The sequence below is a fragment of the Eubacterium callanderi genome (genome assembly GCF_900142645.1).
Classification (GTDB): Bacteria; Bacillota; Clostridia; order Eubacteriales; family Eubacteriaceae; genus Eubacterium; species Eubacterium callanderi.
This window is the reverse complement of the sequence record NZ_FRBP01000015.1, coordinates 17,191-38,117: the sequence shown is the minus strand read 5'-3', so window position 1 is coordinate 38,117 and position 20,927 is coordinate 17,191. Positions and strand designations below refer to the sequence as shown.

24 protein-coding genes are annotated in these 20,927 nt (G+C 50.3%); 6 read left to right on the top strand and 18 right to left on the bottom strand.

What is annotated here, in order from left to right:
- Position 1: 1 nt before the first annotated feature.
- The 3 genes from BUC22_RS18215 to BUC22_RS18205 form a co-directional block, all read right to left on the bottom strand.
- Positions 2-1,399 carry a sensor histidine kinase gene (locus tag BUC22_RS18215; protein WP_013382722.1) on the bottom strand — a complete coding sequence of 466 codons (1,398 nt, stop codon included), beginning with the start codon at positions 1,397-1,399 and terminating at the stop codon, positions 2-4.
- On the bottom strand, positions 1,396-2,115 hold the full coding sequence (locus tag BUC22_RS18210) for a response regulator transcription factor (RefSeq protein ID WP_013382723.1): 720 nt from the start codon (positions 2,113-2,115) through the stop codon (positions 1,396-1,398). The genes BUC22_RS18215 and BUC22_RS18210 overlap by 4 nt, the downstream gene beginning before the upstream one ends.
- 81 nt (positions 2,116-2,196) lie before the next feature.
- A complete protein-coding gene (locus BUC22_RS18205) occupies positions 2,197-2,580 on the bottom strand; it encodes a carboxymuconolactone decarboxylase family protein (RefSeq protein WP_013382724.1) in 384 nt (127 codons plus the stop codon).
- Between the two features lie 87 nt (positions 2,581-2,667).
- Here BUC22_RS18205 and BUC22_RS18200 point away from each other — a divergent pair, with 87 nt between their 5' ends.
- Positions 2,668-3,018, top strand: a complete 351-nt coding sequence (locus tag BUC22_RS18200; protein WP_013382725.1) for a MerR family transcriptional regulator — start codon at positions 2,668-2,670, stop codon at positions 3,016-3,018.
- On the opposite strand, the gene BUC22_RS18195 is transcribed toward BUC22_RS18200, so the two are convergent.
- The gene (locus BUC22_RS18195) at positions 3,019-3,492 is read right to left on the bottom strand and encodes an LURP-one-related/scramblase family protein (protein WP_013382726.1); all 474 of its coding nucleotides are present in this window, start codon (positions 3,490-3,492) and stop codon (positions 3,019-3,021) included. It abuts the gene before it with no gap.
- 94 nt (positions 3,493-3,586) lie between these two features.
- Here BUC22_RS18195 and brnQ point away from each other — a divergent pair, with 94 nt between their 5' ends.
- The 4 genes from brnQ to BUC22_RS18175 all read left to right on the top strand — a co-directional run bounded on the left by brnQ (position 3,587) and on the right by BUC22_RS18175 (position 7,389).
- The gene (brnQ, locus tag BUC22_RS18190) at positions 3,587-4,915 is read left to right on the top strand and encodes a branched-chain amino acid transport system II carrier protein (protein ID WP_013382727.1); all 1,329 of its coding nucleotides are present in this window, start codon (positions 3,587-3,589) and stop codon (positions 4,913-4,915) included.
- Positions 4,916-5,063: 148 nt separating this feature from the next.
- On the top strand, positions 5,064-5,864 hold the full coding sequence (locus BUC22_RS18185; RefSeq protein ID WP_013382728.1) for a MerR family transcriptional regulator: 801 nt from the start codon (positions 5,064-5,066) through the stop codon (positions 5,862-5,864).
- Positions 5,861-6,676, top strand: coding sequence for an ABC transporter ATP-binding protein (locus tag BUC22_RS18180; protein WP_013382729.1), 816 nt, complete (start codon positions 5,861-5,863; stop codon positions 6,674-6,676). The genes BUC22_RS18185 and BUC22_RS18180 overlap by 4 nt, the downstream gene beginning before the upstream one ends.
- Entirely contained in the window at positions 6,673-7,389 is a 717-nt protein-coding gene (locus BUC22_RS18175) for an ABC transporter permease (RefSeq protein WP_013382730.1), read from the top strand. The genes BUC22_RS18180 and BUC22_RS18175 overlap by 4 nt, the downstream gene beginning before the upstream one ends.
- Positions 7,390-7,410: 21 nt before the next feature.
- Here the strand turns inward: BUC22_RS18175 and BUC22_RS18170 are convergent, their stop codons facing one another.
- From BUC22_RS18170 to BUC22_RS18115, 12 genes are all read right to left on the bottom strand, one after another.
- On the bottom strand, positions 7,411-9,228 hold the full coding sequence (locus tag BUC22_RS18170) for a penicillin-binding transpeptidase domain-containing protein (protein WP_013382731.1): 1,818 nt from the start codon (positions 9,226-9,228) through the stop codon (positions 7,411-7,413).
- A 154-nt stretch (positions 9,229-9,382) separates the two neighbouring features.
- Positions 9,383-9,886 carry a YbhB/YbcL family Raf kinase inhibitor-like protein gene (locus BUC22_RS18165; RefSeq protein WP_013382732.1) on the bottom strand — a complete coding sequence of 168 codons (504 nt, stop codon included), beginning with the start codon at positions 9,884-9,886 and terminating at the stop codon, positions 9,383-9,385.
- A 19-nt stretch (positions 9,887-9,905) separates the two neighbouring features.
- Positions 9,906-10,361, bottom strand: a complete 456-nt coding sequence (locus BUC22_RS18160; RefSeq protein ID WP_013382733.1) for a hypothetical protein — start codon at positions 10,359-10,361, stop codon at positions 9,906-9,908.
- A gap of 15 nt (positions 10,362-10,376) precedes the next feature.
- Complete coding sequence (locus BUC22_RS18155) at positions 10,377-11,228, bottom strand: AraC family transcriptional regulator (protein WP_013382734.1); 852 nt, start codon at positions 11,226-11,228, stop codon at positions 10,377-10,379.
- 112 nt (positions 11,229-11,340) lie between these two features.
- Positions 11,341-11,871 (bottom strand): DUF6933 domain-containing protein, encoded by a 531-nt coding sequence (locus BUC22_RS18150; protein WP_013382735.1) that lies wholly within the window; start codon positions 11,869-11,871, stop codon positions 11,341-11,343.
- The gene (locus BUC22_RS18145; RefSeq protein WP_013382736.1) at positions 11,862-13,217 is read right to left on the bottom strand and encodes a sensor histidine kinase; all 1,356 of its coding nucleotides are present in this window, start codon (positions 13,215-13,217) and stop codon (positions 11,862-11,864) included. The genes BUC22_RS18150 and BUC22_RS18145 overlap by 10 nt, the downstream gene beginning before the upstream one ends.
- 160 nt (positions 13,218-13,377) lie before the next feature.
- The gene (locus BUC22_RS18140) at positions 13,378-13,863 is read right to left on the bottom strand and encodes a GNAT family N-acetyltransferase (RefSeq protein ID WP_013382737.1); all 486 of its coding nucleotides are present in this window, start codon (positions 13,861-13,863) and stop codon (positions 13,378-13,380) included.
- A gap of 157 nt (positions 13,864-14,020) precedes the next feature.
- Entirely contained in the window at positions 14,021-14,719 is a 699-nt protein-coding gene (locus BUC22_RS18135) for a triose-phosphate isomerase (protein ID WP_013382738.1), read from the bottom strand.
- 2 nt (positions 14,720-14,721) lie between these two features.
- Entirely contained in the window at positions 14,722-15,243 is a 522-nt protein-coding gene (locus BUC22_RS18130; protein WP_013382739.1) for a YjbQ family protein, read from the bottom strand.
- A gap of 22 nt (positions 15,244-15,265) precedes the next feature.
- On the bottom strand, positions 15,266-16,105 hold the full coding sequence (locus BUC22_RS18125; RefSeq protein WP_013382740.1) for a class II fructose-bisphosphate aldolase: 840 nt from the start codon (positions 16,103-16,105) through the stop codon (positions 15,266-15,268).
- 15 nt (positions 16,106-16,120) lie between these two features.
- Positions 16,121-16,768 (bottom strand): ribulose-phosphate 3-epimerase, encoded by a 648-nt coding sequence (locus tag BUC22_RS18120; protein ID WP_013382741.1) that lies wholly within the window; start codon positions 16,766-16,768, stop codon positions 16,121-16,123.
- A 27-nt stretch (positions 16,769-16,795) separates the two neighbouring features.
- Positions 16,796-18,337: an FGGY-family carbohydrate kinase gene (locus tag BUC22_RS18115; protein ID WP_013382742.1), complete on the bottom strand. Its 1,542-nt coding sequence runs from the start codon at positions 18,335-18,337 to the stop codon at positions 16,796-16,798.
- A gap of 257 nt (positions 18,338-18,594) precedes the next feature.
- Between BUC22_RS18115 and BUC22_RS18110 the strand changes: the two genes are divergently transcribed.
- Positions 18,595-19,536, top strand: coding sequence for a sugar-binding transcriptional regulator (locus tag BUC22_RS18110; RefSeq protein ID WP_013382743.1), 942 nt, complete (start codon positions 18,595-18,597; stop codon positions 19,534-19,536).
- A 68-nt stretch (positions 19,537-19,604) separates the two neighbouring features.
- Here BUC22_RS18110 and BUC22_RS18105 read toward each other — a convergent pair whose 3' ends face one another.
- Positions 19,605-20,084, bottom strand: coding sequence for a hypothetical protein (locus BUC22_RS18105; protein ID WP_041689958.1), 480 nt, complete (start codon positions 20,082-20,084; stop codon positions 19,605-19,607).
- A gap of 67 nt (positions 20,085-20,151) precedes the next feature.
- Positions 20,152-20,925, bottom strand: a complete 774-nt coding sequence (locus BUC22_RS18100) for a hypothetical protein (protein WP_013382746.1) — start codon at positions 20,923-20,925, stop codon at positions 20,152-20,154.
- Positions 20,926-20,927 lie beyond the last annotated feature (2 nt).

Below are 20,927 nucleotides of genomic sequence, written 5' to 3'. Positions count from 1 at the left end.
CTTAATTTTGAGGAAGCGTGATCCTAAACACAGTCCCACGCCCTGGACAGCTGTCCGCCGATATTTTTCCGCCGTGCAGCGAGATGATTTCGCGGGCAATGGCCATGCCAAGGCCGGTACCTCCGCTGTCTGTGGCAGCCGGAGCGCCCCGGTAGTAACGGTCAAAAAGCCGGTTTAACTGTTTTTCAGACATTCCCACTCCCTCGTCCCAGATCCGGATTTGGCAGGGAATCCCTGAAATAATTTCCACCCCGGTTCTCGCGCCGCTCCCGCTGTGCAGAAGTGTATTGATGAGCAGGTTATTTAAGGCACGCTTCATGAGTCCCGGATCAAAGTTCAAAATCTGGCTGCCCTCTGCCTCAAATTCTATAGCACGTCCGGCATACTGGGGGTCGTTCAGACAGTCGATGACCAGCTCCCGAACAAACCGTATGATATCCAAAGCTTGCAGCTTAAGGGGCACCATGCCATTTTCCAGCTGGTAGGTAAGCTTCAAGTCATTGATAAGCGTCTCGGCACAGGCGGTATTCTTCAGAATCACAGCGCTGTATTTTTGAAGCTCCTCAGCGTCCGGCGTATCCTCTGAACTGGCCAGCAGCTCGGCATATCCCCGTATGGGCGACAGCGGCGTTTTAAGGTCGTGCGTGATATTGGCGATCCATTCCTCCCTCAGCCGCTCGTCTTTCCTTCGGACTTCCTCTGCCTCCCGAAGGGTTTGATCCAGTGTGTTCAGGCTGGCATAGACATCCTGAAAAGCACCTCCTTCGTGAGTCTTCATATAACGGCGGCCAGCGATCTCATCCACTGCCCTGGTCATTTTTGAAAGCCTGCGGGTAACCGCAAAGCCATAGGCCAGCCCGAGGCCTGCTGTCAGAAAAAGCACTGCGCCTGCGCCAAGCAGCACATATGACTTGCCCGAGGGAAAATGACCGGCGTTCACATTCATCGTGATCTTGGCAATATCCATGGGAAAACCGATGAGATAGGTCCAGCTCCGGCCGTTATCCTCTGACACACCCGAAAAAACAGCTTTGTCTCCACTGCTGTCCAGCGTACTGAGCAGCCTGTCCGGCGAATACTCCTCTGGCTGTCCCTCCGGCACAGAGACGCCTTTAACCGCATGGCCGGCACTGTCCAGAATCTGGAGCCAGAGACCATTATCCTCCAGCATTTCAAAACCCTTCTGGGTGATCACCGGCTCCCCCTCCTGAAAAATGATTTCCTTTGAAAAAGCCCCGGTAAACTCAGCGGGCCAGTCACTCCGGACAATCTCCCCATTAGGCTTCTGGACGGTCACGGCGTAGACCGCCATACCTGCTCCGGCTGCCAGGATAAGCATCATGAGGATTAAAAATAACCCATAGATGTGAAAAGCAGATTTATAGCCGGACTGCTTCATTTCCCTGTCCCCGCAGCCATCCGATAGCCCAGTCCCTTAACGGTCAGGATAAGCGCTGGCCTTGAGGGGTCCTTCTCTATCTTCTCCCGGAGGTGGCGGATATGAACCATGATGGTATTGTCACACACTGCGCTCAGCTCTCCCCAGACCTGTTCATAAAGCCTGTCCTTGCTGATGATCTTCCCTGCGTTTTCGGCCAGATACAAAAGAATACCAAACTCCCGGGCAGTCAGCCCAAGCTCCCGCCCATCCTGATAAACCCGGCTGCCATCCACATCAATTTCCAGCCCGCCGACCCTTATGCGCCGGCCGGCAGCAGCCTCTGCCGTTTTATTGTATTCCAGCCGCCGGAGCTGGGCCTTGACGCGAAAAACCAGTTCCTTTGGGCTGAAGGGTTTGGTGATATAGTCATCCCCACCGCTGCTGAGCCCGAGAATTTTATCCACATCATCATTCCTCGCCGACAAAAAAAGCACCGGACAGTAGGAAAATTCACGGATCGCCCGGCAAACCTCGATTCCGTCCATATCTGGCAGCATGATGTCAAGAATCACTACATCCGGCGCATTTTCCTTACAGGCCGCGAGGGCTTCCTTTCCTGTGAACGCCATGTCAACACAACGGAAGCCCTCCTTCCTGAGGGCTGTCTCCACCAGACTGGTGATGTCTGGCTCATCATCGACCAGTAAAATTCTTTTGTCATAAACGCTTTCCATGGCCGCCTCCTTTTTATGGCTTCGCTTTTGTTTTCATCCACTATATGCCATCTGGAGCATCCTGTCAAGCGCGGGCAGTGCTCAGTCTTGCAATCCGCGCTCCTCAAAAACGGCCTTTGCCACAGCCACCCCGTTTAAAACTCTTGGGAACCCCACGTATGGAATACACTGGATGAAAACCTCGATAATTTTTTCCGGGGAAAGCCCCACATTTAAGGAGCCGTTAATGTGAACCTTCAGCTGGGCCTCACAGCCGCCTGAGGTCAGCAGACTGGCAATGGTGATGATCTCCCGCTCCTCCAGTGTAAGCCCGGCCCTGGGGTAAATATCCCCAAAGGCAAACTCCACGATATACCTTCCCAGATCCGGCGCGATGTCCTCCAGCGACGCGATCACACCCTCACCCGCACCGCCGTCAATCCGGCGCAGCATTTCCAGCCCTTTGTCAAACTTTTTGTCATCCATTTGATCTTACCTCCTGTTTCTTTTATAATAAAAGTGTAGTCCTTAGACTATAGTCAAAGTCAAGCGAAAGATTAAGGAGTCTTAAAAATGACCATTGGTGAACTTACTAAAAGAACAGGCATCGGCGAACATACCCTGCGTTTCTACGAAAAAAAGGGCCTTATCCGGGTCCTGCGGGATGGACAAGGCCGCCGTTTTTACACGGAAAAGGATATTGAGTGGGTGCGCTTCATCAAACGCCTGAAGGATACCGGCATGCTGCTAAAGGATATAAAAATTTACGCCGACCTCCGTTATGAGGGTAACCATACTGCCGCCAGGCGCCTGGACATTCTCAGAAAACACCGTGAATACGTCGAGGAACAGCGCCGCAAATGGGATGAATATCTCGAAAACCTTGATGCCAAGATCGGTATTTATGAGGAAATGATAAAATAATCAATCTCTCTGCGAGCATTTGGCTGCGTCAATGGCCAGAACAATCATCAGGGACAGGAGCATGTCCTGTGGATCTGCAATGTCGATCACATAGGTGTCGGTAAAATTAAACAGCTGCTTGGACGCCTGCATGACCATGCGTCCCTGGCCGTCCACCACCTCGTACTCCCACTCAAAGAGATCCCCCTCCACGCTCCAGTCGTTGCAGTTCAGCGTGAAGGCTGGTCTGAAAAAAGTAAATTTTTTCTGAATCTCTCCAATTTCCCGGCCATTCTGATACAGAGCGAACCGCGGCAGCAGGGTGAGCACCTCCTCTTTTACAGTCCCCACATGCTCGCCAAAGCGGTCATAAATTTCAAGGCAGTGTCCCCAGGACAGACGGCCTTTCACCGTAAAAACCGTTTCTCCCGCCTCATCATAAATATCGTAGCTGTCAAACCAAGAGAACAGCCGCTGCTTGAATAGTAATTTCATCTTTTCCTCCTTCAATGTATACTTGCCATAATACAACTATTTCCTTTAATTTTATGCTATAATGCACCTATTGATTGTATTTACAGGAGATATTATGCAGAAATTATCACGAAAAAACACTTTTCTCATCGGGATTACGCTTTTCTCGATGTTTTTTGGCGCGGGAAATTTAATTTTTCCGCCCTTTCTGGGGGAACAGGCCGGAAGCCTGGCCTGGATCGCTTTTGCGGGCTTTGCCATCAGTGCCATAGGCCTGCCCATACTGGGGGTAGCCGCTGTGGCGAAATCCGGCGGCCTGGACGCACTGGCGGGACGTGTGCACCCTGCTTTCGCGGCAGCATTCACCTTTTTAATTTACCTGTCCATCGGCCCCTGCCTCGCCATTCCGCGTACGGCCAGCACTTCCTTTGAAATGGCAGTGCTGCCGTTTTTACCCGGGGGCAGCGACGGCAGTCTCACACTGCTGCTCTACTCCATTGTCTTCTTTGCTGTGGCACTGCTGCTGGCCCTCAAGCCTGACAAGCTCACAGACCGGCTCGGCAAAAAGCTGACGCCCTGTCTGCTTGCCTTGATTTTCATTATCTTTGCTGCCTGCATTGTTTTTCCGCCGGGCAGTTATGGCGCTGCCACTGGCAGCTACACCTCCAACGCCTTTGTCCAGGGCTTTCTGGACGGCTATCAGACAATGGATACTATCGCAGCGCTTAACTTTGGTATTATTATCGCTTTAAACATAAGGGCTTTCGGTATTGCTGAGGACAGGCTGGTCGTGCGTGAAACCATCAAGGCTGGCTGGATTGCCGGCGGGCTTTTGCTGGCAGTCTATGCGGCTTTGACCCATGTAGGCGCTTTATCCGGCGGCAGCTTTGGCGCTGCCGCCAACGGCGCGCAGACGCTGACCCAGATTGTCATGCACCTTTTCGGGCAGGCCGGGCTCATCATCCTGGCTTTGATCTTCCTGATTGCCTGCCTGAACACCTGCGTTGGACTGATCAGCTGCTGCAGCGAATATTTCAGCGGAATTTTTCCGCGGTTCTCTTATAAGAAATGGGCTGTCTTTTTTGCCTTTATCAGTATGGTTATCTCAAACGCGGGGCTGAACAAAATTCTGGAAATCTCCATTCCAGTGCTTAACTGTCTTTATCCAGTGGCCATCGTGTTGATTCTGCTGGCTTTTCTGCAAAAATGGGTCGGCGGCTTTTCCCGCGTCTACCCCACGGCCATCCTGTTTACCGGCGTGGTCAGCGTTATCTACGCTCTGGATCAAAAAAGCCTGACCATCCCCTGGCTGACCAGCCTGACGTCCAAAATTCCGCTTTACAGCATTGGCCTGGGATGGCTGATTCCCTCGGTCATCGGCATTGCCCTTGGAATTTTGCTCTCCCTCCCCTTTAAAAAGAAAGCAGCGCCGACCAATGAGTAGTCTGTTTTGCCGGGACTGTAACCGCCCATAATATTAACGCCATGTGAAGCATCTGCTTTCACATGGCGTTTTATCTTTTTAGGACATGGGCTTGCTTGTGACGTAACGTAGCATGCTATAATACAAGCATATACAGGAGGTATCTGGCATGAGCAAAAACAGAGCAATTCCAAAGGGCTACATGACCGTCGGCGATCTTGCCAAAAAGATGGGCACTACGGTTCGTACCCTGCAATATTACGACAAAGAGGGCCTGCTTTCGCCGTCATCGGAAAGTGAGGGCGGCCGCAGGCTCTATACCGACAAGGATATGGTTAAATTGCATCAGATTTTAACCTTAAAGTCCCTGGGATTTTCACTGGATGACATTAAAAACCGTCTGATTTCCCTCGAAAACCCCGAGGCCATCGCGGGCGTGCTCACTGAGCAGGCTGCTGCCATCCGCGAAAAGATCAACAGCCTGTCAGAGGCTTTGACAGCGGTCGAGGCATTGAAGGAAGAAATCCTGCAGATGCAGTCTGTCGATTTTAAAAAATACGCGGATATTATCATAAACCTCCAGATGAAAAATGAATTTTACTGGCTGATCAAGCATTTCGACGATAAAACCCTCGAACATTTCAGAAACCGCTTCGATAAAGACCGCGGTCTTGCAATGCTGGACACCTTCACGCGGCTGAACAGTCAGGCTGTGCGCTTTCAAAAAACCGGCGTCCTGCCCGAAAGCGAGGAGGGGCAGAAGCTGGCGGAATCCTTTTGGAATATGGTCATGGATTTTACAGACGGCGACATGAGCATGCTGCCCCAGCTCATGGAAATAGCCGACATTGACGGACCCAGCGATGAATGGAAACAAAGTCAGACGGCTGCCAATGCTTTTATCGGACCTGCTCTGGACATTTATCTTACAAATCTGGGATTTAATCCCTTTGAGGCGGCGACCGAATGAGCACCGCCATCGAGGTAAAGGGATTAAAGAAAAGCTATGGCCGCCATACTGTCCTTAAGGGCCTGAGCTTCAACGTTCTAAAAGGCGAAATCTTTGCGCTGCTTGGCGTAAACGGCGCGGGAAAAACCACTGCTCTTGAGTGCATTGAAGGCCTCAGAAAATATGACAGCGGCAGCATCGTGGTAAATGGAAAAATGGGCATTCAGCTTCAATCCTCCTCTCTGCCAGCCAACATCAGGCCTTTGGAGGCTGTACGGCTCTTTGCTAAATGGAACAAAACCCAGGCCAATCCCGCCATGCTTGCTTCTCTTGGGATCAGGGAGTTCTCGGAGAAACAGTACGCTGCGCTGTCAACAGGCCAGAAGCGACGTCTGCACCTCGCTCTTGCCCTGATCAGCGATCCGGACATTATATTTTTAGACGAGCCGACCGCCGGCCTTGACGTGGAGGGCCGGGTATCGCTCCACGGTCAGATCCGCCAGCTGAAAGCCCAGGGCAAAACCATTATTTTGGCCAGCCATGACATGGCTGAGGTGGAAAGCCTGTGCGACCGCATCGCGATTTTAAACAACGGGACTGTCTTCTTTCTGGGGAGCGTTGCGGAATTGTCCGCCAGGCTTGGAAAACGCTACACGATTCACATCAAAACTGCCCAGGGCGAGGAAAGCTTCGCGTCGAACAACATCGCTGAAACCATGCTGGCTCTGCTCGAGGATTTCAGGCTGAGAAACATTGAGGTGCTGGATATTAAAATAGATCAGGGAAGCCTTGAGCAGCATTTTATGAACATCGCAAGGGGGAATATCAAATGAGTGCTTTTTTATACGGCGTAGTTTTGCAGTGGAAACTGGATATCCGCAGCCGCTCACTGCTGATCACCTGCTATATTGTGCCGCTTTTGTTCTTTATGGTCATGGGTGGCATCTTTACTGCCATTATTCCCGAGTCCCGGGAAACCCTGATACCGTCCATGACTGTCATGGGCGTATCAACGGGCGCCCTCATAGGTCTGCCGCCATCTCTGTTGGAAATATACGGAAGCGATATAAAAAAGGTCTACAGGGCCAACGGCGTACCTCTGTACCTGGGTATGGTTTCCATATTTTTGTCCGCTTTTATACATCTGTCGATCATGTCTGCCATCATTTTTTTCGCCGCTCCGGTTATTTTTGGCGCGTCTGTCCCGCCAAACCCGACCCTATACTCTGGCGCACTCACAATTTTTATCATAGTCTCCCTTTCTGTGGGCTGCGTTCTGGGGCTTTCCCTCAAAAACCAGGCAAAGCTCACCATGATTTCCCAGCTTATCTTTCTGCCGTCCATTATGCTCTCTGGGATTATGTTCTCTGCCGATCTCCTTCCCGGTCCACTGGCGGCAGCCGGAAAAGTATTCCCGGCCGCCTGGGGATACAAGCTGCTGCTCAATAACGGCTTCAAGACTGAGAACCTGCTGCCCCTGGCAGCCATCCTCGCAACAGCGGTCCTGATCTGTATTTTAATGCTGAAAAAGCTCAAATCCGAATAAACATTCCTTTTCCAGGGCTTTTCAGAAAACCGCGCGTATCTTCTCTTCCAGATAGCCGGCGCCGCCCCTTTCCCCAGTACCCTCTGCCACGGCAGCCACCAGCAGAGGGCTTTCCTCTGTCTGGTCCGCATAAAACAGGACGCACAGGGCTGTATCCACTGAGTTTTTCTGGACCGCTGTCCCTGTTTTTACCGCAAGAGCCCTTCCTTTTGGGCTCTTTGCCTCCTGTAAAAGGCTTTCACTGATTTCTGCGGCCTTTTCCTGGGAAATCACATCCTTTTTCCAATACTTCACCATGGGGTTGGCATCATATTTGATATAAGGTTCCACCATATTACCGCCATTCACAAGGGCGGAATAAATCAACGCCAGATGCAGAGGGCTGGCGGCCATGCCCGTCGTGCCGCTGCCCGCTGCCGCCAGGTCACTGTCCACTGTACCGCTCTCTGAAATTTTAGAGGCCTCCATGCTGAAATCAAAGGGCAGCGACTCCCCAAAGCCAAGCTTTTTAAGCTGTTCGGCATACGCCTCGCTGGTTTTCACACCAGCGCCAAGGGTTACAGGCTGAATGAGCTCGCCGGGCGCATAGGCTTTCTCGAACCGGTTAAGCAGGGGATTGTCCGGATTTCTGTTCAGGCTGTCCCTCTCGGCGTCACTCATGCCCAGAATAAAGGTGTTGGGATTGTAGGACGGCGTGCTGACCAGAGCCAGCACCGCGCCGGTTTTCGGATTAACGGCTGCCGCGGCGCTTTTATCCCCGGCAAGCTGATCATAAAGGGCTGTCTGAAGCCCGGTGTCAATGGTCGTCTGGACATCAAAACCTCTCACCGGTGAGCTTTCACACAGAACACGGCTTGTTTTAATCCCGTCACTGCTGGTATCACTGACGGTGATAGTGCCTCCGTCCTTTCCTCTCAGCTGACGGTCAAAAACCTTTTCCAGGCCGCCTTTTCCCACGATACTCGTCTCCCGGTAATCGCCTTCATTCTTAAGCGCTTCCAGCTCCTCAGCCGTGATGGCACCAATATAGCCAGTCAGGTGCGCGGCTTTTTCTCCATAAGGGTAGCTGCGCACCTCTGCTTCTCCGATCATCACACCCGGTATCTGCAAAAGCGCAGCTTCCAGCCCTGCGTCAATTTCGGGCAGTGTTTTGACTGGGACATAAGTCTCCGCTGTCACCCAGGAGGCGGACAGTGCGTCTTCGATCTCTTCGGTGGTAATCCCCAAAAGCCCGGCTGCTGCGGCCAGGTCGGCAGCCCGGGTATCCGCGTTTATTTTTCCCGGGACAAAGCCGACCGAGGGGGCCGCACCTGGTCCTGCCAGCATATTGCCGTCCTTGTCCAGAATGCTTCCCCGATCTGCCGCAGTTGTGGTGACACTGACTTTGGCGGTTTCGCTGAGTCCGGGCAAAATGACCGCAGAATTCCAGACAAGCCGGTATTCTCCGAAAAAGCTGTCCTTCCGCAGCCTCACATTGCCAGGGTTGCCGAGCGCACCGGCCACTGTTTCCATCCTCAGGTTATAATAGGCCTGCCGCTGGTTTGAATCAATTTTTTCAACGCTCATGATCTCCAGCTTCAGGTCTCTAGCTTCAATTCCCTCATAAATGTTTTTGTTCCGCGTGATAAAATCCTCCCGGCTGATGGTCTTTTTGGAATCATCACTGATGAGCAGATACATTTTATCGTAATCCCGCCCACTCACTGCGTCAAAATAGCGCTCAAGAGACCGTTCCGGCGTGTTGACTGAACGATAAGCCGCAAGGGCCAGCGCTGTGATGAGCATTGTCAACGCCACTGCACCAACCGCTATCTTCATTTTTTTACCGTCTGCTTTCATAGTTTCACCCCCACTTCCTTAAGCTTATTATAGGATGATTGTACCTTGACGTAAAGAAGTTTTAAGCGGGCACATTAAAAAAGATGCTTCATACTGAAGCATCTTAATTGTTACCAGCCGGTCATCACATAAGGCTGGCTGTTCCTGTGGTTTTTCAATCTCTGTACGCTCCCTTGATGGTGACCTGATCTAAGATATGGCCTTCCATCTGGCGGTACAGCTCGTTGTAATAAAAGCCGTTATCCAATTCCAGCAGTGTATTCAGGGCATAAACATGCATTTCGTAGATATGCGGCGCATTTGGCGGCGCCATACCGCCGTAAAAGGACGACAGCGCCCGGCTCTGCCTTCCTCCCTGGATGCTCATACAGCTGTTCGCACCCTGGACAAAATCTGTGGCGGTCTGGCTCTCGTTTTCCAGAAGCTCATTACGCGTAATGTTTGCCGCTGTCCAGTGAATCCATGAAAAGCCGCCTGTAACCGGGAACGCGTCCTTATCCTCCAGAACCAGCGCGAAGGATTTCGTACCCTCTGGAGCGTCCTCAATTTTCAGCGGTAAAGAGTATGTCGGCATACCATTTTCGTTGAACTGGCTGCCGTGCTTTCCATACTTGTCCTCAATTATGCCGTTGACAATTCCAGTGCTTGTTACAATCATTTTTTTACCTCCTGAATTTTTATTTGAATTTTGATTTCTCATAGTTGTAGGGAATGCTGCTCCCCACCACCACGTCCTCAATCTTTTCAACGATCAGCCAGTCATCCATATTGCCCTGATGGTCGAAGGCCAATGGCTCAATAGCCTCCACATTTTCAAATTCTACCAGACAGAGACATTTTTTATGCCAGCGTTTTTTCTGTTTTTCGGATAAATTTAGCCTGTCCTGATTCGACTCAAGGGCTTCATCAATGGCTTCATCTGAAAGCTTGACATAATTCTGGACACTTTTTACCACCGCCCTGGCCGAAATGGCCTTGCTGCCCTTTTTCATGAAATAAAGCTTTTCACCCTCAAAGACCCGACTGTGGGGAATCTTCCTGCCCGCCGCGCCTCTCACGACCATGGTCTTTGTTCCGTCCATAATTTTTTCCAATACCTTTTCTTTGTCATCGCAATAAACTAAATGCTCCATTGCTGCCTCCTGTTTCTATAAAATTGGTATCCATATTTCACTTTTATAATCCTCCGCAAAGCTGTTGCCCGCCGAATACCACTCCATTTCCGGGCAGTCTGCGTGGTCGAAGGGATACTTGATGACCCACTCCTCATTCAAGAATTTCCATCCCTCCTGGACTGCGCCCGGCACCGGGCCGACACACTCAAAAACAGCCCAGGCTGCCGGCGGAATCTCAATGGCCTCAAGCCCTCTTCCCGCAGGCCTGTCAGAGATCCCGGCGATATAGTAATCCATCATTCCATCCCGGTAATTTCCAAACACGCCAAAGGTACCAGAAGGTTTATGACCCTCAGTATACGAAATAATCTGCGCCAGCCTGCCATTTTGCATAACCTCATTCCAGAAAGCCGGAATCGCCCTGAAATTTTCGCCATTCAGGCAGCTGATGGAGCGCTTAACGCCCAGAAGACGAAAGCCTTCCCTGTGCTCGACCCGCCATTTAATATCATTCGCTTTGGCAAAATTCATCCGTGGATACACCTTTAAAACAGCCATCTCTTTTTTGGCCTCTGTGGGCGTTATGCCGTGAAAGGCCTGAAATGCCCGGGTAAAGGCTGTCGGTGAATCATAGCCGTATTTTACGCTGGCGTCCAACACCCTGATCTCTGTGCTTTTAAAATCATACCCTGCCAGGGTAAGCTTGCGGTTACGGATATATTCCGCAAGAGTGACACTGTTCATATAGCTGAAAATCCGCTGAAACAGCGAATAAGAACACCCGGCCAGCTGCTCGATCCTTTGCCTGTCAATCTCCTCATGGCCCAGCTGCAGACTGCTCTCAATATACTCAATGATTTTGTTCAAACGTTCTGTCCAGTCCATCCTCATTTCCTTTCTGTTGTATCATAGCACACTTTCTTAAAGCCTTCCTCTCTTTTTGCGCTGCAAAAAGCAGGCTAAAGACTTTATTAAAAAAGGGCGGAAACTCCGCCCTTCAGATTTCTTTCTGCTTTAAGATACCAGTCCGCTTCATATCTTCCTCTAAAAAATCCCGCGGGCAGCCCTTATCCGAAAAACCCGCCGCGCTGCACCGCTCCTCATTGGCAAAGCGGCTGTGCAGCGCCTGATATTTTCGTGTTTTATCCGCATCAGCCGTCAGGCCAAACAAGCGCTCTACTGCCCGGTTGAGTCCGGCTACCGGACGGCGGCCGTGGGTCTTTGTGACACTGAGTCTGCCTGCCCTCTTAAAATAAGCCTGAACCTGCTCGTCCGTATAACCTTCGCCGCTGAGCCCAAGGGCAATCCCTTCCTTCAGCAGCTCAGGATAACCGGCCCAGTCCGCAGCGGCCATTCCCCAGAGGACAACGGCAAAACGACTGCTCGCATTCACGGCGACCAACGTCTCCTTTCCCTGAAAAAATATGACATGGGCCTCCCAGCAGTAAAAAAGATCCTCTGGCGGTCCATAGGGCGGGCTGGACGCTTTTAAAAATTTCTGAAGCGGAATGGTGACGCCTATCTGCATTTGCGCACCTCATTATCTCCCTGAATCATCTTCAGCATGACCTGTACCGTAAAGTTATCTTCATCATAGTGGATTTCCATCACTCCCTTATTTTTTTCCACAATCCTTTTTACCGAGGCAATGCCCATACCCTCGCCCTCGTGCTTTGTGGAATAATACTGCTTGTCTCTGAAAATCACTGCCCTCTGATAGGTGTTCCGAATGGCCAGCACCAGCTGTCTGCCCTCCACGTCCGCCTTGATCTCAATTGTCCTGGGATTTTTTTCACGGGTGGCGCAGGCCTCCACAGCGTTCTCCACAAGATTTCCAAAGACAATACACAAATCCGTATCTTGGATATCGAGGGACTCCCGCACGTTGGCTTTTACCGTCACCACGATTCCTTCTGCACTGGCCACAGTATAATAGTGCATCAGTATCGCGTTGACCACTGGATTCTGGCAAAAGGAAATATCCTCTCCGGCTAAGTATTCCGGAGCAAGGGCCTTCATATAATTCCGCAGCCCCTCCATATCCTTATTGTCCAGAAAGCTGTCAATGGACAGCAGGTGATGCCGCCAGTCATGCCGGAGCCTGGCGTTATTTTCCACATTTTCAATCATCCGCTGATACTGGTCCTCCTGCATCCGCAGCTGGGATGAAATAAGCTTTGTCTGCTGCGCGGCCGTTATTCCCCTGTAGGTCTGAATCAGCATCAGGAGGGTCACCAGAAAGAATGTGTAGGTGGTAACAGCCCAGAGAACCGTGAATGTAATATCCACACCATTGGTTGGCACATGGGCTTTCCAGTAATCTCCAACAATTTTCACAAAGAAAATCATATAAATCAGCGCCGGAATCACCCAGATATACTTCCAAAAACTGAAATTCCCCTCAAACTCAACCACCTGCTTATACAGCCGCACCATCAAAATCCAGAGCAGCGGGATACACACGATGAGCACACCGATCACCACGAGAGCATAGACCATCGAAAACGGCAAATTCAGACTCAGGGAATTGACAATCACCTTGGCAATGGCGACAATATTGACATACAGGTTTAAAACCATCAAAACAATGAACAATATCTCAAAAAAACTGCCCTTAATAGCGATGCGGAAAATTGCCACTGCTGTGAGAATCCACAGCACGATCCCAAAGCTGCTGTACTTTACTAAAAACTTCCCAGAGGTTAAAAACAAAACAATGACCACGACCGTAATGGCTGTCAATAGCCCGGCTAAAACTGCCGTCACAAGATTATTGTAACGAAACCGGCTTTTGAAGGGCGTAAACAGGCAGTAGGCGAAGACAATACAACAGACGACAACCCGGAGCGTCGTGCTTATAATATCAATGAGCATACGTTCCCTCTCTTTTCCAAAATCTGATTTTTATTGTCCTCTCATCTGTCTTCATTATAATATATTTTTTTCTTCTTTTATAGCAGCATTTTTGTTTTGATGTATTTTTCGATGTTAATCACTAAAAAATAAAAATCATCTCCCTTATTTTAATCTGTTGCTATATTTCCAGTAAAAACAGCCCATTCGCCGTGTCATAGCTGTATCCGGCGGACAGCAGCGTATTTCGGGAGGCATGGTTGTCTGTCTCGGGCTGGACGATTATTCTTTTAGCGTCCCTTTCCTCCGCGATAAGCTCCCCCAGTAGCCGCACAGCCGCACTGGCATAGCCTTTTTTCAGATTTTCCACTTCTCCAATAAGATAATCAATGCTGTAAGTGCCCTCCACCGGAATATTCCCATGCCAGTCCTCTCCGCTTTTCCAATAGGGATAGTACTGGCAAAAGCCAATGGACCCGCGGTCTCCACAGATGATATAGTGGTGTATCCAGCTATACTCTCCCTCCCGCTCTCTCACCTCGTCAAGCCATGCCTGCGGATCAGTGAACCAGGGCTTTATATGCTCCGCACCCAGCCATTCAGTCAACAGCGGAATGTCCTGATCTGTAAATTTTTTCAGCCGAAGTGGCGTTTCTTTAGCTTTCATCAAACCGTTCTCCTTTTGTTCTTTCATCAAATTATCTTTCTGATAATCTGTCTTTTCCTTATGTTAACATTATCCTGAGCTGCTTTCAACTTCTCTTAATCCCAACACATATATAAAAAACCGCCGGACACTGATGTGCCGGCGGTAAAAAGCCTGGTTATTTTTTATTCAGTTCGCTCTGTGCCTTTTTCAAAGCGTCCAGCATCTCAACGATCTTTCCTTTTCGGCTTGGCGCGTTTAGAATACCGCTGGTGCCGCCACTTCCATGGGCACCTTCCATGACTACCCGGTAAACATCATCACCAGTGCTGACTCCGGCAGCCTGAACGATCAGAATTGTATCGTCAATGGACTTCACCGCGTCATTTGTCGCTTTAATATAATCCTCGCTGCTCGTGCTGCCTGTCCCGATCAGGCTGGTGGGTTCGCAGATCATCATATCTGGTTTTAACTGTGCGACAGCTTTTGATTCTTCTGGTGAATCAGCGCACACGATGGTCACGATGTCGAGCGCATCGGCGCGCCTGATGATTTTGTCAAGCTGCGTGGTGGTTACAGGGTGCTCCGCATGATTTAAAACAACGGCCTGAGCGCCAGCAGCCTTAAGCCCTTCGGGTAAAATGTGGCCCATCCCCCGGCCTGGTACAATGCCGTCCATGTGCTGGGCGGTCACGACGATATGCTCTGTGGCGTCGGCGACTTTCTGAATATCCACATGCTGGGCGGTAAAGAGAATGTCCAGATCATACTCTTCAGAAAGCTGATCGCAGACCTTTGCCAGCGCCACAGATTCTTCTCCGTAAATGTATGCCTTGGGATTAACAATTAAAAAGGGCGCGCGTACTTTTCTTTTCATTTTTATTCCCCCATCACCACAATTTTACACTGACGCACCCGCGGGCGGGCACGGTCAAAATCCGCAAAATAGATATAGCCTGTTTTTCCAACGCCCAGCGCTCCGTCGTCCACGTCAAACACCTCGCTTGCGCCGATCAAAGTGGCTTTAATGTGGGCGTCACAGTTCCAGATGGCAGTCCGGTCACCCCCCGGGAGGTAGGACTCGATGTTCGGCCATTTTTCAACTTCTTCAAAATGCTTTTCACCGGGGTAGCGGTACTGGTCCCAGCTTACCTGATTTGGAATAATTTTTTCCAGAACATCATTGAGATCAGCCTGAAGATACTCATCTCCATCCTCGGTATAATCGTGCACAAACTCTTCAAAGAAAACCGCACAGGTGGTGTGGGGTGAGATCACGCTACAGGTGCCGTTTTTAATGCCGCTTTTAGCAATGGCTTCGCGGACCTGCGGCGTAATGTTAATATAGGTTGGGGTATTTCCATGGGATTCTACGCTAATTTGTTCTTTATATACAGTCATTTTTATCCTCCAGATTGGTCTGTCAGTCAATTGTTTTAGTCTCAAAGACAGAATAGTAGTGCTCCAGGCATTCCTGCATGCCCTTCTTTGACAATGCCTTCACATCAAGGTAGGTTTTCGGCGGGGCTTCTTCCAGTGCTTTCATAGCTGCAGCCAGCAGATCCGAAAAAATATTGATCTTGGAAATACCATTTACCGCACATCTGGCCAAGTTTTCATCTCCTGAGGAGGAGCCTCCGTGCAGCACCAGCGGTGTGTCGATGGCCCTGGCAATTTCTTTTAAACGGTCAAAATTGATTTCCGGGATGCCCTTGTACATACCGTGCGCTGTCCCGATGGAGATGGCCAGGGAATCCACGCCGGTTTCCTCAACAAAGCGTCTGGCTTCCTCCACAGTGGTGTACTGTGAATCGGACTCATCGTGATTTTCGTAATTCTCACCAGCGCCTACATGTCCGATCTCCGCCTCAACCACCGCGCCCCGCGCGTGGGCATAGGCGATAATTTCCTTTGTTCTGCGGACATTTTCCTCAAAGGATTCCATGGACGCATCGATCATTACTGAGGTGAATCCAAGGTCCACAGCCTTTTTAATGATTTCGGGATTCGTCCCATGGTCCAGATGCAGCGCAACCGGCACCTTTGCCTCCGCCGCGTATTTTTTTCCCACAAGCGCTGCATCCTCAAGGGTGATATTCTCCCCGATATGCGCCTCCGCCAGCGGCAGAATCAACGGAACATTCAGCTTTTCAGCTGTCTCCACATGCCAGCGCAGAGATTCCAGATCAATAAAATTCGGAGCTGGAATGGCGTATCCGCCCTCCTGCGCTTTTTTAAACATTTCTTTTGATGTGACTAACATTGCATCCTCCTGCTGTTATAAATTTTTCAGGTTTTGCACCCGCTCTTCCACCGCGTCATCCTGGAATACATAGCTGCCGGCAATCAGTACGTCGGCGCCAGCCTCGACCAGTCCCTGGCCGTTGCTGCCGTTGACACCGCCGTCCACACTCACCGGGACGCGGCTTCCTGTTTTTGCCATGATTTCCTGAGCCTCCCGCAGCTTTTCATAGATACATGGGTTCAGCGGCTGCCCGCCATAGCCTGGCTCCGCGCTCATCATAATCAGCCAGTCAATACAGGGCAAAAGATAGGCAAGCCGCTCTGTGCCGTAGGTTGGCCCAATTCCGATACCGGCTTTTATCCCTCTTTTCCTGATCTCCTGGATCAGATGCAGCGGGTTAGCGCAGGCGTCCAGCTGAAAGGTCACGATATCTGCTCCGCAGTCCGCGAAGATTGGAAAAAAAGTTTCCGGATGGCAGACCTCAAAATGCACAGATACAGGCAGCCCGCTGATCTTTTTTAAATCCCTGACCAGCTGGGGGCCATAGGTCATATTCTCCACATACACGCCGTCCATAATGTCGACGTGTATATAGTCAATGCCAGCCGCCTCAGCCTTGATGATCTGTTCTCCAATTCTTGTCTGGTCACAGGCCAGGATTGAAGCTGATACTAATGCCATAGTATCCTCCTTTTTCTGTCAATTATCTTATTTGTGTGTGGTGACTGAGTGCATCCAGTCTTTGGCCAGTGCGTAAAATTCCTTATATTTTTCATAGTAGAACATATAAGCGTCATGGCGCTGCTGATCTGGCTCTACGGTATAATCAACCGTCGTCATGGACTCGGCAGCCGTCTGGATATCCGGATAAACGCCGCCGGCAACAGCGCCGAGAATCGCTGAGCCAAGGCATGGGCCTTCTGTTACCTTTGTAACAATAATCGGCACATTGCAGACATCCGCGTGGGTCTGGAGCCAGAACCGGCTTTTGACCGCGCCGCCGGAAACCACAATGCCGTCCGGTGAAAAGCCTGCCTGACGGAAAGAATCAATGATGGTTTCCGTACCATAGCAGATGCTCTCAATGACCGCGCGGTACATATGCGCTGGCGTGTGCCCCAGAGAGAGTCCGTAAAACATGCCGCGGACATCCGGATCAACATGTGGTGTGCGGTTCCCCTGGAAGAAATCCAACGCGATGATACCATCCGCGCCGATGGGCAGGGCTTCCGCCTCACGGTTCAGAATATCATAGACGCTGCACCCTTCCTCGGCCGCCTGTACCTTCAGATTGCCGCAGAGCTGCTCCTTAAGCCAGTTGACAATGGAACCGGTCGAGGTCTGTCCCCCTTCGACCATCTGCAGCCCCTTGACGATGGCATCCGGATAGGAGCCCCAGACACCCTTGCTGTGGATGGCTTCCTTCACCTGGGCAATGTGCAGGTGCGACGAGCCTGTGATGAGCGTAAGCTTTCCAGGCTGAACCGCATTGAGGCCGATGACGCCGACGAAGGCATCCGCACCGCCTTCACCCACCGGAATGCCGGCCACCAGGCCAAGCTCCTCAGCTGCGGCGGCAGTCAGCCCGCCGACCAGATCACCCATTGCGAGAACACGCGGCGGCAGCTTTTCAACCAGATCCTCCAGTCCAATCGTGTTATAAAAATCAACCGGATAGCCGCCCTCCTCCGAATTGTAATACCAACGGCTGGAAGCACAGTTGATACTGGCAGTATACTCGCCTGTTAAACGGTAGGTGAGCCAGTCTGTACATTCATAGAAGCGTGTGGCCTTGTGGTACAGCTCCGGCTCGTTTTCCTTCAGCCAGAGGGCTTTTGCCGGCAGGCACTCTGCCGAAACCATGCCGTATCCATTGTATTTCAGCGCATCATGACCGGTTTCGTACATGCGCTTCGCCTGCTCTGAAGCACGGATATCCATCCACATAATCGCAGGCCTTAAGGGCACCATATCATCTCCAGACAGCAGCACCGTACAGCAGGTGGTGTCCACGCTCATCCCCTTGATACAGGATGGATCAATGCCACTTTCCTTGATGGCCCTGCGTGACGCCTTACAGATTGCCGCCCACCATTCATCCGGGTTCTGCTCCGCGCGCCCGGATGCTGGCGTATACAGCGGATAAGGCTCCTCACAGAATACGATTGGCGTCCCCTTTAAATCAAAGATACCTACACGCGCACCACCGGTGCCCATATCAATCCCTAATACGCAATCCAACTGTTTCATTGTATTACCCCCTTAAATTTTTGTACAGCCAGGACTGTATTCTCCCCCATGAGATACATTCGTTCCCGACTGTAACTTTTGATACCAACATCATACAACAATAACATATGTGTGTCAATATTTTTTTGTTTTTTAAACCGAAACCTTTATATTTCTTGACTTTTTAACAATGCTTAACGTATAATCAAACTAGGTTTAGTAACAAATGTGCTTCTGTTATGATAGAGCCCTAAGCCACTGAGAAAAGGAAGACAAAAATGAATAAAATCGAATCATCGGATTCCATGTTTAATAAAATGATCCTCATCGCAAATCTGTACTATAAAGAAAAACTGTCACAGCAGGAAATTGCAAAAAAGCTGAATATTTCAAGACCATGGGTTTCAAAACTCCTGGCCCGCGCAGAGGAAAGCGGTATTGTAAAAATTGAAGTCATGACGCCCTTTACCGAAAACGCAGCCTTGGAAAGCGCGCTCATGCACAAGTATTACATCAAGCATGTCGGCGTCATCAAAAGCGAGAATGCCACCAGAGACGACCTGGCCCTCGCCGCCGCCAACTATTTTATTTCAGAGCTGCGGCCAGAAGACGTCGTTGGCGTCGGCTGGGGCACCAGCGTCTCAAGGCTTATCTCCGCCACCGAGTCCCTGTGTTTTCCAAAGGTAAAGGTTGTTCCTCTGGCCGGCAGCTTTGGCAATACCATGGACCTTTTCCCCAACCTGAGCAGCATCCGCCTGGCCAAGACCATCAACGGCGTCGCTGAAGTTATCCACGCTCCAGCTGTGTGCAGCTCGCAGGAGGAATATGAAGCCCTGATGAACAACGGCCAGACGCAAAAGCTCCTGTACATGGGAGAGCACGCCGATATCCTGCTTCTGGGCATGGGTACCTTTGAAATTTCTTCCCAGCCGCAGTTCGGAATTTTTAAACCCGGCGACATCGCTGAGCTGAAGGCCAGACAGGTCATGGGCGATATTGCCCTTCAATACCTCGATGTCAACGGAAACCCCATTGATACAGATTTCACAAGAAGGCTGATCCGGGCAAATATCTTCAAAGCCAGCGCCAACGCGCGGACCAGCATTGGCATTGCCGAGGGCGTTTATAAAAAGGATATTATCCACGCTGTGCTCTCATTAAAGCTGGTGAACGCGCTGTTTACCGATGAGGAGACTGCGCTGGCGCTGTTGGGGATATGAAAAAGGATATGAAAAAGGATATGAAAAAAAGCAGGCGTTTCTCTGGGAAACGCCTGCTTTTTTAAATATTATTCTAAATCCAGACTGTCCAATGGCCAGCGTACAGAATAATCATAATGCTCTGCCTTTTGTGACTTTCCAAAGTCATCATTATAAAAAACTTCTATCGTATCCGGCGGCTCCTGTCCATCCTTTATCAGTAGAATAAAATAAAATGTCTGCTCCGCATCTTTTTCCATTTTATTGACCAGATCACTCTCTTCCGTATTTGAGAATAAAAGCTTTCCTTTATATTCTATATTACCACGCGTGCCGCGCACAAGGATATTATCTGTATCGAGCGCCATTGAGCCCTCGTTTTCAGCCTTTCCCGTCACCACAAAGTACGTATACCCTTCCTGTTCCTCATAATAGTTATAGTATCCATTCGGGTTCGCGGGCTTTACCTCCTTAAGCTTCTCAGCTTTATCCGCCGTAAAGGTAATTGCGTTCATCTGCAGTTTCATGCCCGCCCCTGCCTTTGATTCATGATCCGCTGTCACTTTCATACCACAGCCTCCCACCAGCATGAGTACGAGCAAGAACAAACACAAACACAATAATTTTTTCATCGCTTTATTTCACCTCTAAATCAGCTTCAATGGCGCCTCCGTTATATAAGTGCTCCGTATCCTTTAAATCCGCAGCCTCTATCTTGATAACAATAGGATATGACCCTTTTTCCAGTTTCTTCACAGACTTAAAGCCCACCACAGCCGTGCCGGGTTTGATAAGCCCTGTCCTGTAAAGCTCCTCCCCATTCTCCTTGAGTGTAATGATATATTTAAAGTAACACTCATTTCCATCAGGGTTTAAAAGCGCCGCATCTACAGTTTGGGTTGCCTCGTTCATTTCCAGCACATCATACCCCGGCAGCAGAATCGAGTTAGGGTCTGTATTTTTTACCTGGCCTGGTAATTGATACGCAATGGCGTTTTTATCCAGAGACGGCCCCCTGTTCCAGAACGCGAAGGTAATTCCCCCAACCAGCAGCACAAGCAAAAGCCCGATGACAAGAGCCAGCTTCAGGGGGTTCTTTTTTCGAATCCTCACAAATCCCACTTTGCCCGTTGGCGAAGCGGCTGCCATGTAGCCGAGAACTTTATCAAAAAAAGACAAACGCCCGCTATAAGGATACATCCGCATGGTTTTTGTGCTGCCCTTCTGCTGCATACATATCCGCTCCGTGGCCTCACTGCCGCTTTTTCCTGTGACGTCACCAAAAATGACACGCTTCTTCTCCATCCCTTTCTCAAGGAATACTTTATGCGGCAGATAATTCCAGATGCCGCCGTCCTGGGATTTCAGCGTACTGGACATACCTTTTATTTTTTTATACTCATATTCCATAG

Coding starts and splice junctions, on each gene's coding strand:
- BUC22_RS18165 (WP_013382732.1), bottom strand. CDS start 9,886: ATGATTGTAACAAGCACTGGAATTGTCAACGGCATAATTGAGGACAAG.
- BUC22_RS18150 (WP_013382735.1), bottom strand. CDS start 11,871: ATGCAGATAGGCGTCACCATTCCGCTTCAGAAATTTTTAAAAGCGTCC.
- BUC22_RS18105 (WP_041689958.1), bottom strand. CDS start 20,084: ATGAAAGTGACAGCGGATCATGAATCAAAGGCAGGGGCGGGCATGAAA.
- BUC22_RS18195 (WP_013382726.1), bottom strand. CDS start 3,492: ATGAAATTACTATTCAAGCAGCGGCTGTTCTCTTGGTTTGACAGCTAC.
- BUC22_RS18110 (WP_013382743.1), top strand. CDS start 18,595: ATGAATAAAATCGAATCATCGGATTCCATGTTTAATAAAATGATCCTC.
- BUC22_RS18210 (WP_013382723.1), bottom strand. CDS start 2,115: ATGGAAAGCGTTTATGACAAAAGAATTTTACTGGTCGATGATGAGCCA.
- BUC22_RS18130 (WP_013382739.1), bottom strand. CDS start 15,243: ATGACTGTATATAAAGAACAAATTAGCGTAGAATCCCATGGAAATACC.
- BUC22_RS18170 (WP_013382731.1), bottom strand. CDS start 9,228: ATGAAAGCAGACGGTAAAAAAATGAAGATAGCGGTTGGTGCAGTGGCG.
- BUC22_RS18135 (WP_013382738.1), bottom strand. CDS start 14,719: ATGAAAAGAAAAGTACGCGCGCCCTTTTTAATTGTTAATCCCAAGGCA.
- BUC22_RS18180 (WP_013382729.1), top strand. CDS start 5,861: ATGAGCACCGCCATCGAGGTAAAGGGATTAAAGAAAAGCTATGGCCGC.
- BUC22_RS18160 (WP_013382733.1), bottom strand. CDS start 10,361: ATGGAGCATTTAGTTTATTGCGATGACAAAGAAAAGGTATTGGAAAAA.
- BUC22_RS18120 (WP_013382741.1), bottom strand. CDS start 16,768: ATGGCATTAGTATCAGCTTCAATCCTGGCCTGTGACCAGACAAGAATT.
- BUC22_RS18100 (WP_013382746.1), bottom strand. CDS start 20,925: ATGGAATATGAGTATAAAAAAATAAAAGGTATGTCCAGTACGCTGAAA.
- BUC22_RS18155 (WP_013382734.1), bottom strand. CDS start 11,228: ATGGACTGGACAGAACGTTTGAACAAAATCATTGAGTATATTGAGAGC.
- brnQ (WP_013382727.1), top strand. CDS start 3,587: ATGCAGAAATTATCACGAAAAAACACTTTTCTCATCGGGATTACGCTT.
- BUC22_RS18145 (WP_013382736.1), bottom strand. CDS start 13,217: ATGCTCATTGATATTATAAGCACGACGCTCCGGGTTGTCGTCTGTTGT.
- BUC22_RS18125 (WP_013382740.1), bottom strand. CDS start 16,105: ATGTTAGTCACATCAAAAGAAATGTTTAAAAAAGCGCAGGAGGGCGGA.
- BUC22_RS18140 (WP_013382737.1), bottom strand. CDS start 13,863: ATGAAAGCTAAAGAAACGCCACTTCGGCTGAAAAAATTTACAGATCAG.
- BUC22_RS18175 (WP_013382730.1), top strand. CDS start 6,673: ATGAGTGCTTTTTTATACGGCGTAGTTTTGCAGTGGAAACTGGATATC.
- BUC22_RS18185 (WP_013382728.1), top strand. CDS start 5,064: ATGAGCAAAAACAGAGCAATTCCAAAGGGCTACATGACCGTCGGCGAT.
- BUC22_RS18205 (WP_013382724.1), bottom strand. CDS start 2,580: ATGGATGACAAAAAGTTTGACAAAGGGCTGGAAATGCTGCGCCGGATT.
- BUC22_RS18215 (WP_013382722.1), bottom strand. CDS start 1,399: ATGAAGCAGTCCGGCTATAAATCTGCTTTTCACATCTATGGGTTATTT.
- BUC22_RS18115 (WP_013382742.1), bottom strand. CDS start 18,337: ATGAAACAGTTGGATTGCGTATTAGGGATTGATATGGGCACCGGTGGT.
- BUC22_RS18200 (WP_013382725.1), top strand. CDS start 2,668: ATGACCATTGGTGAACTTACTAAAAGAACAGGCATCGGCGAACATACC.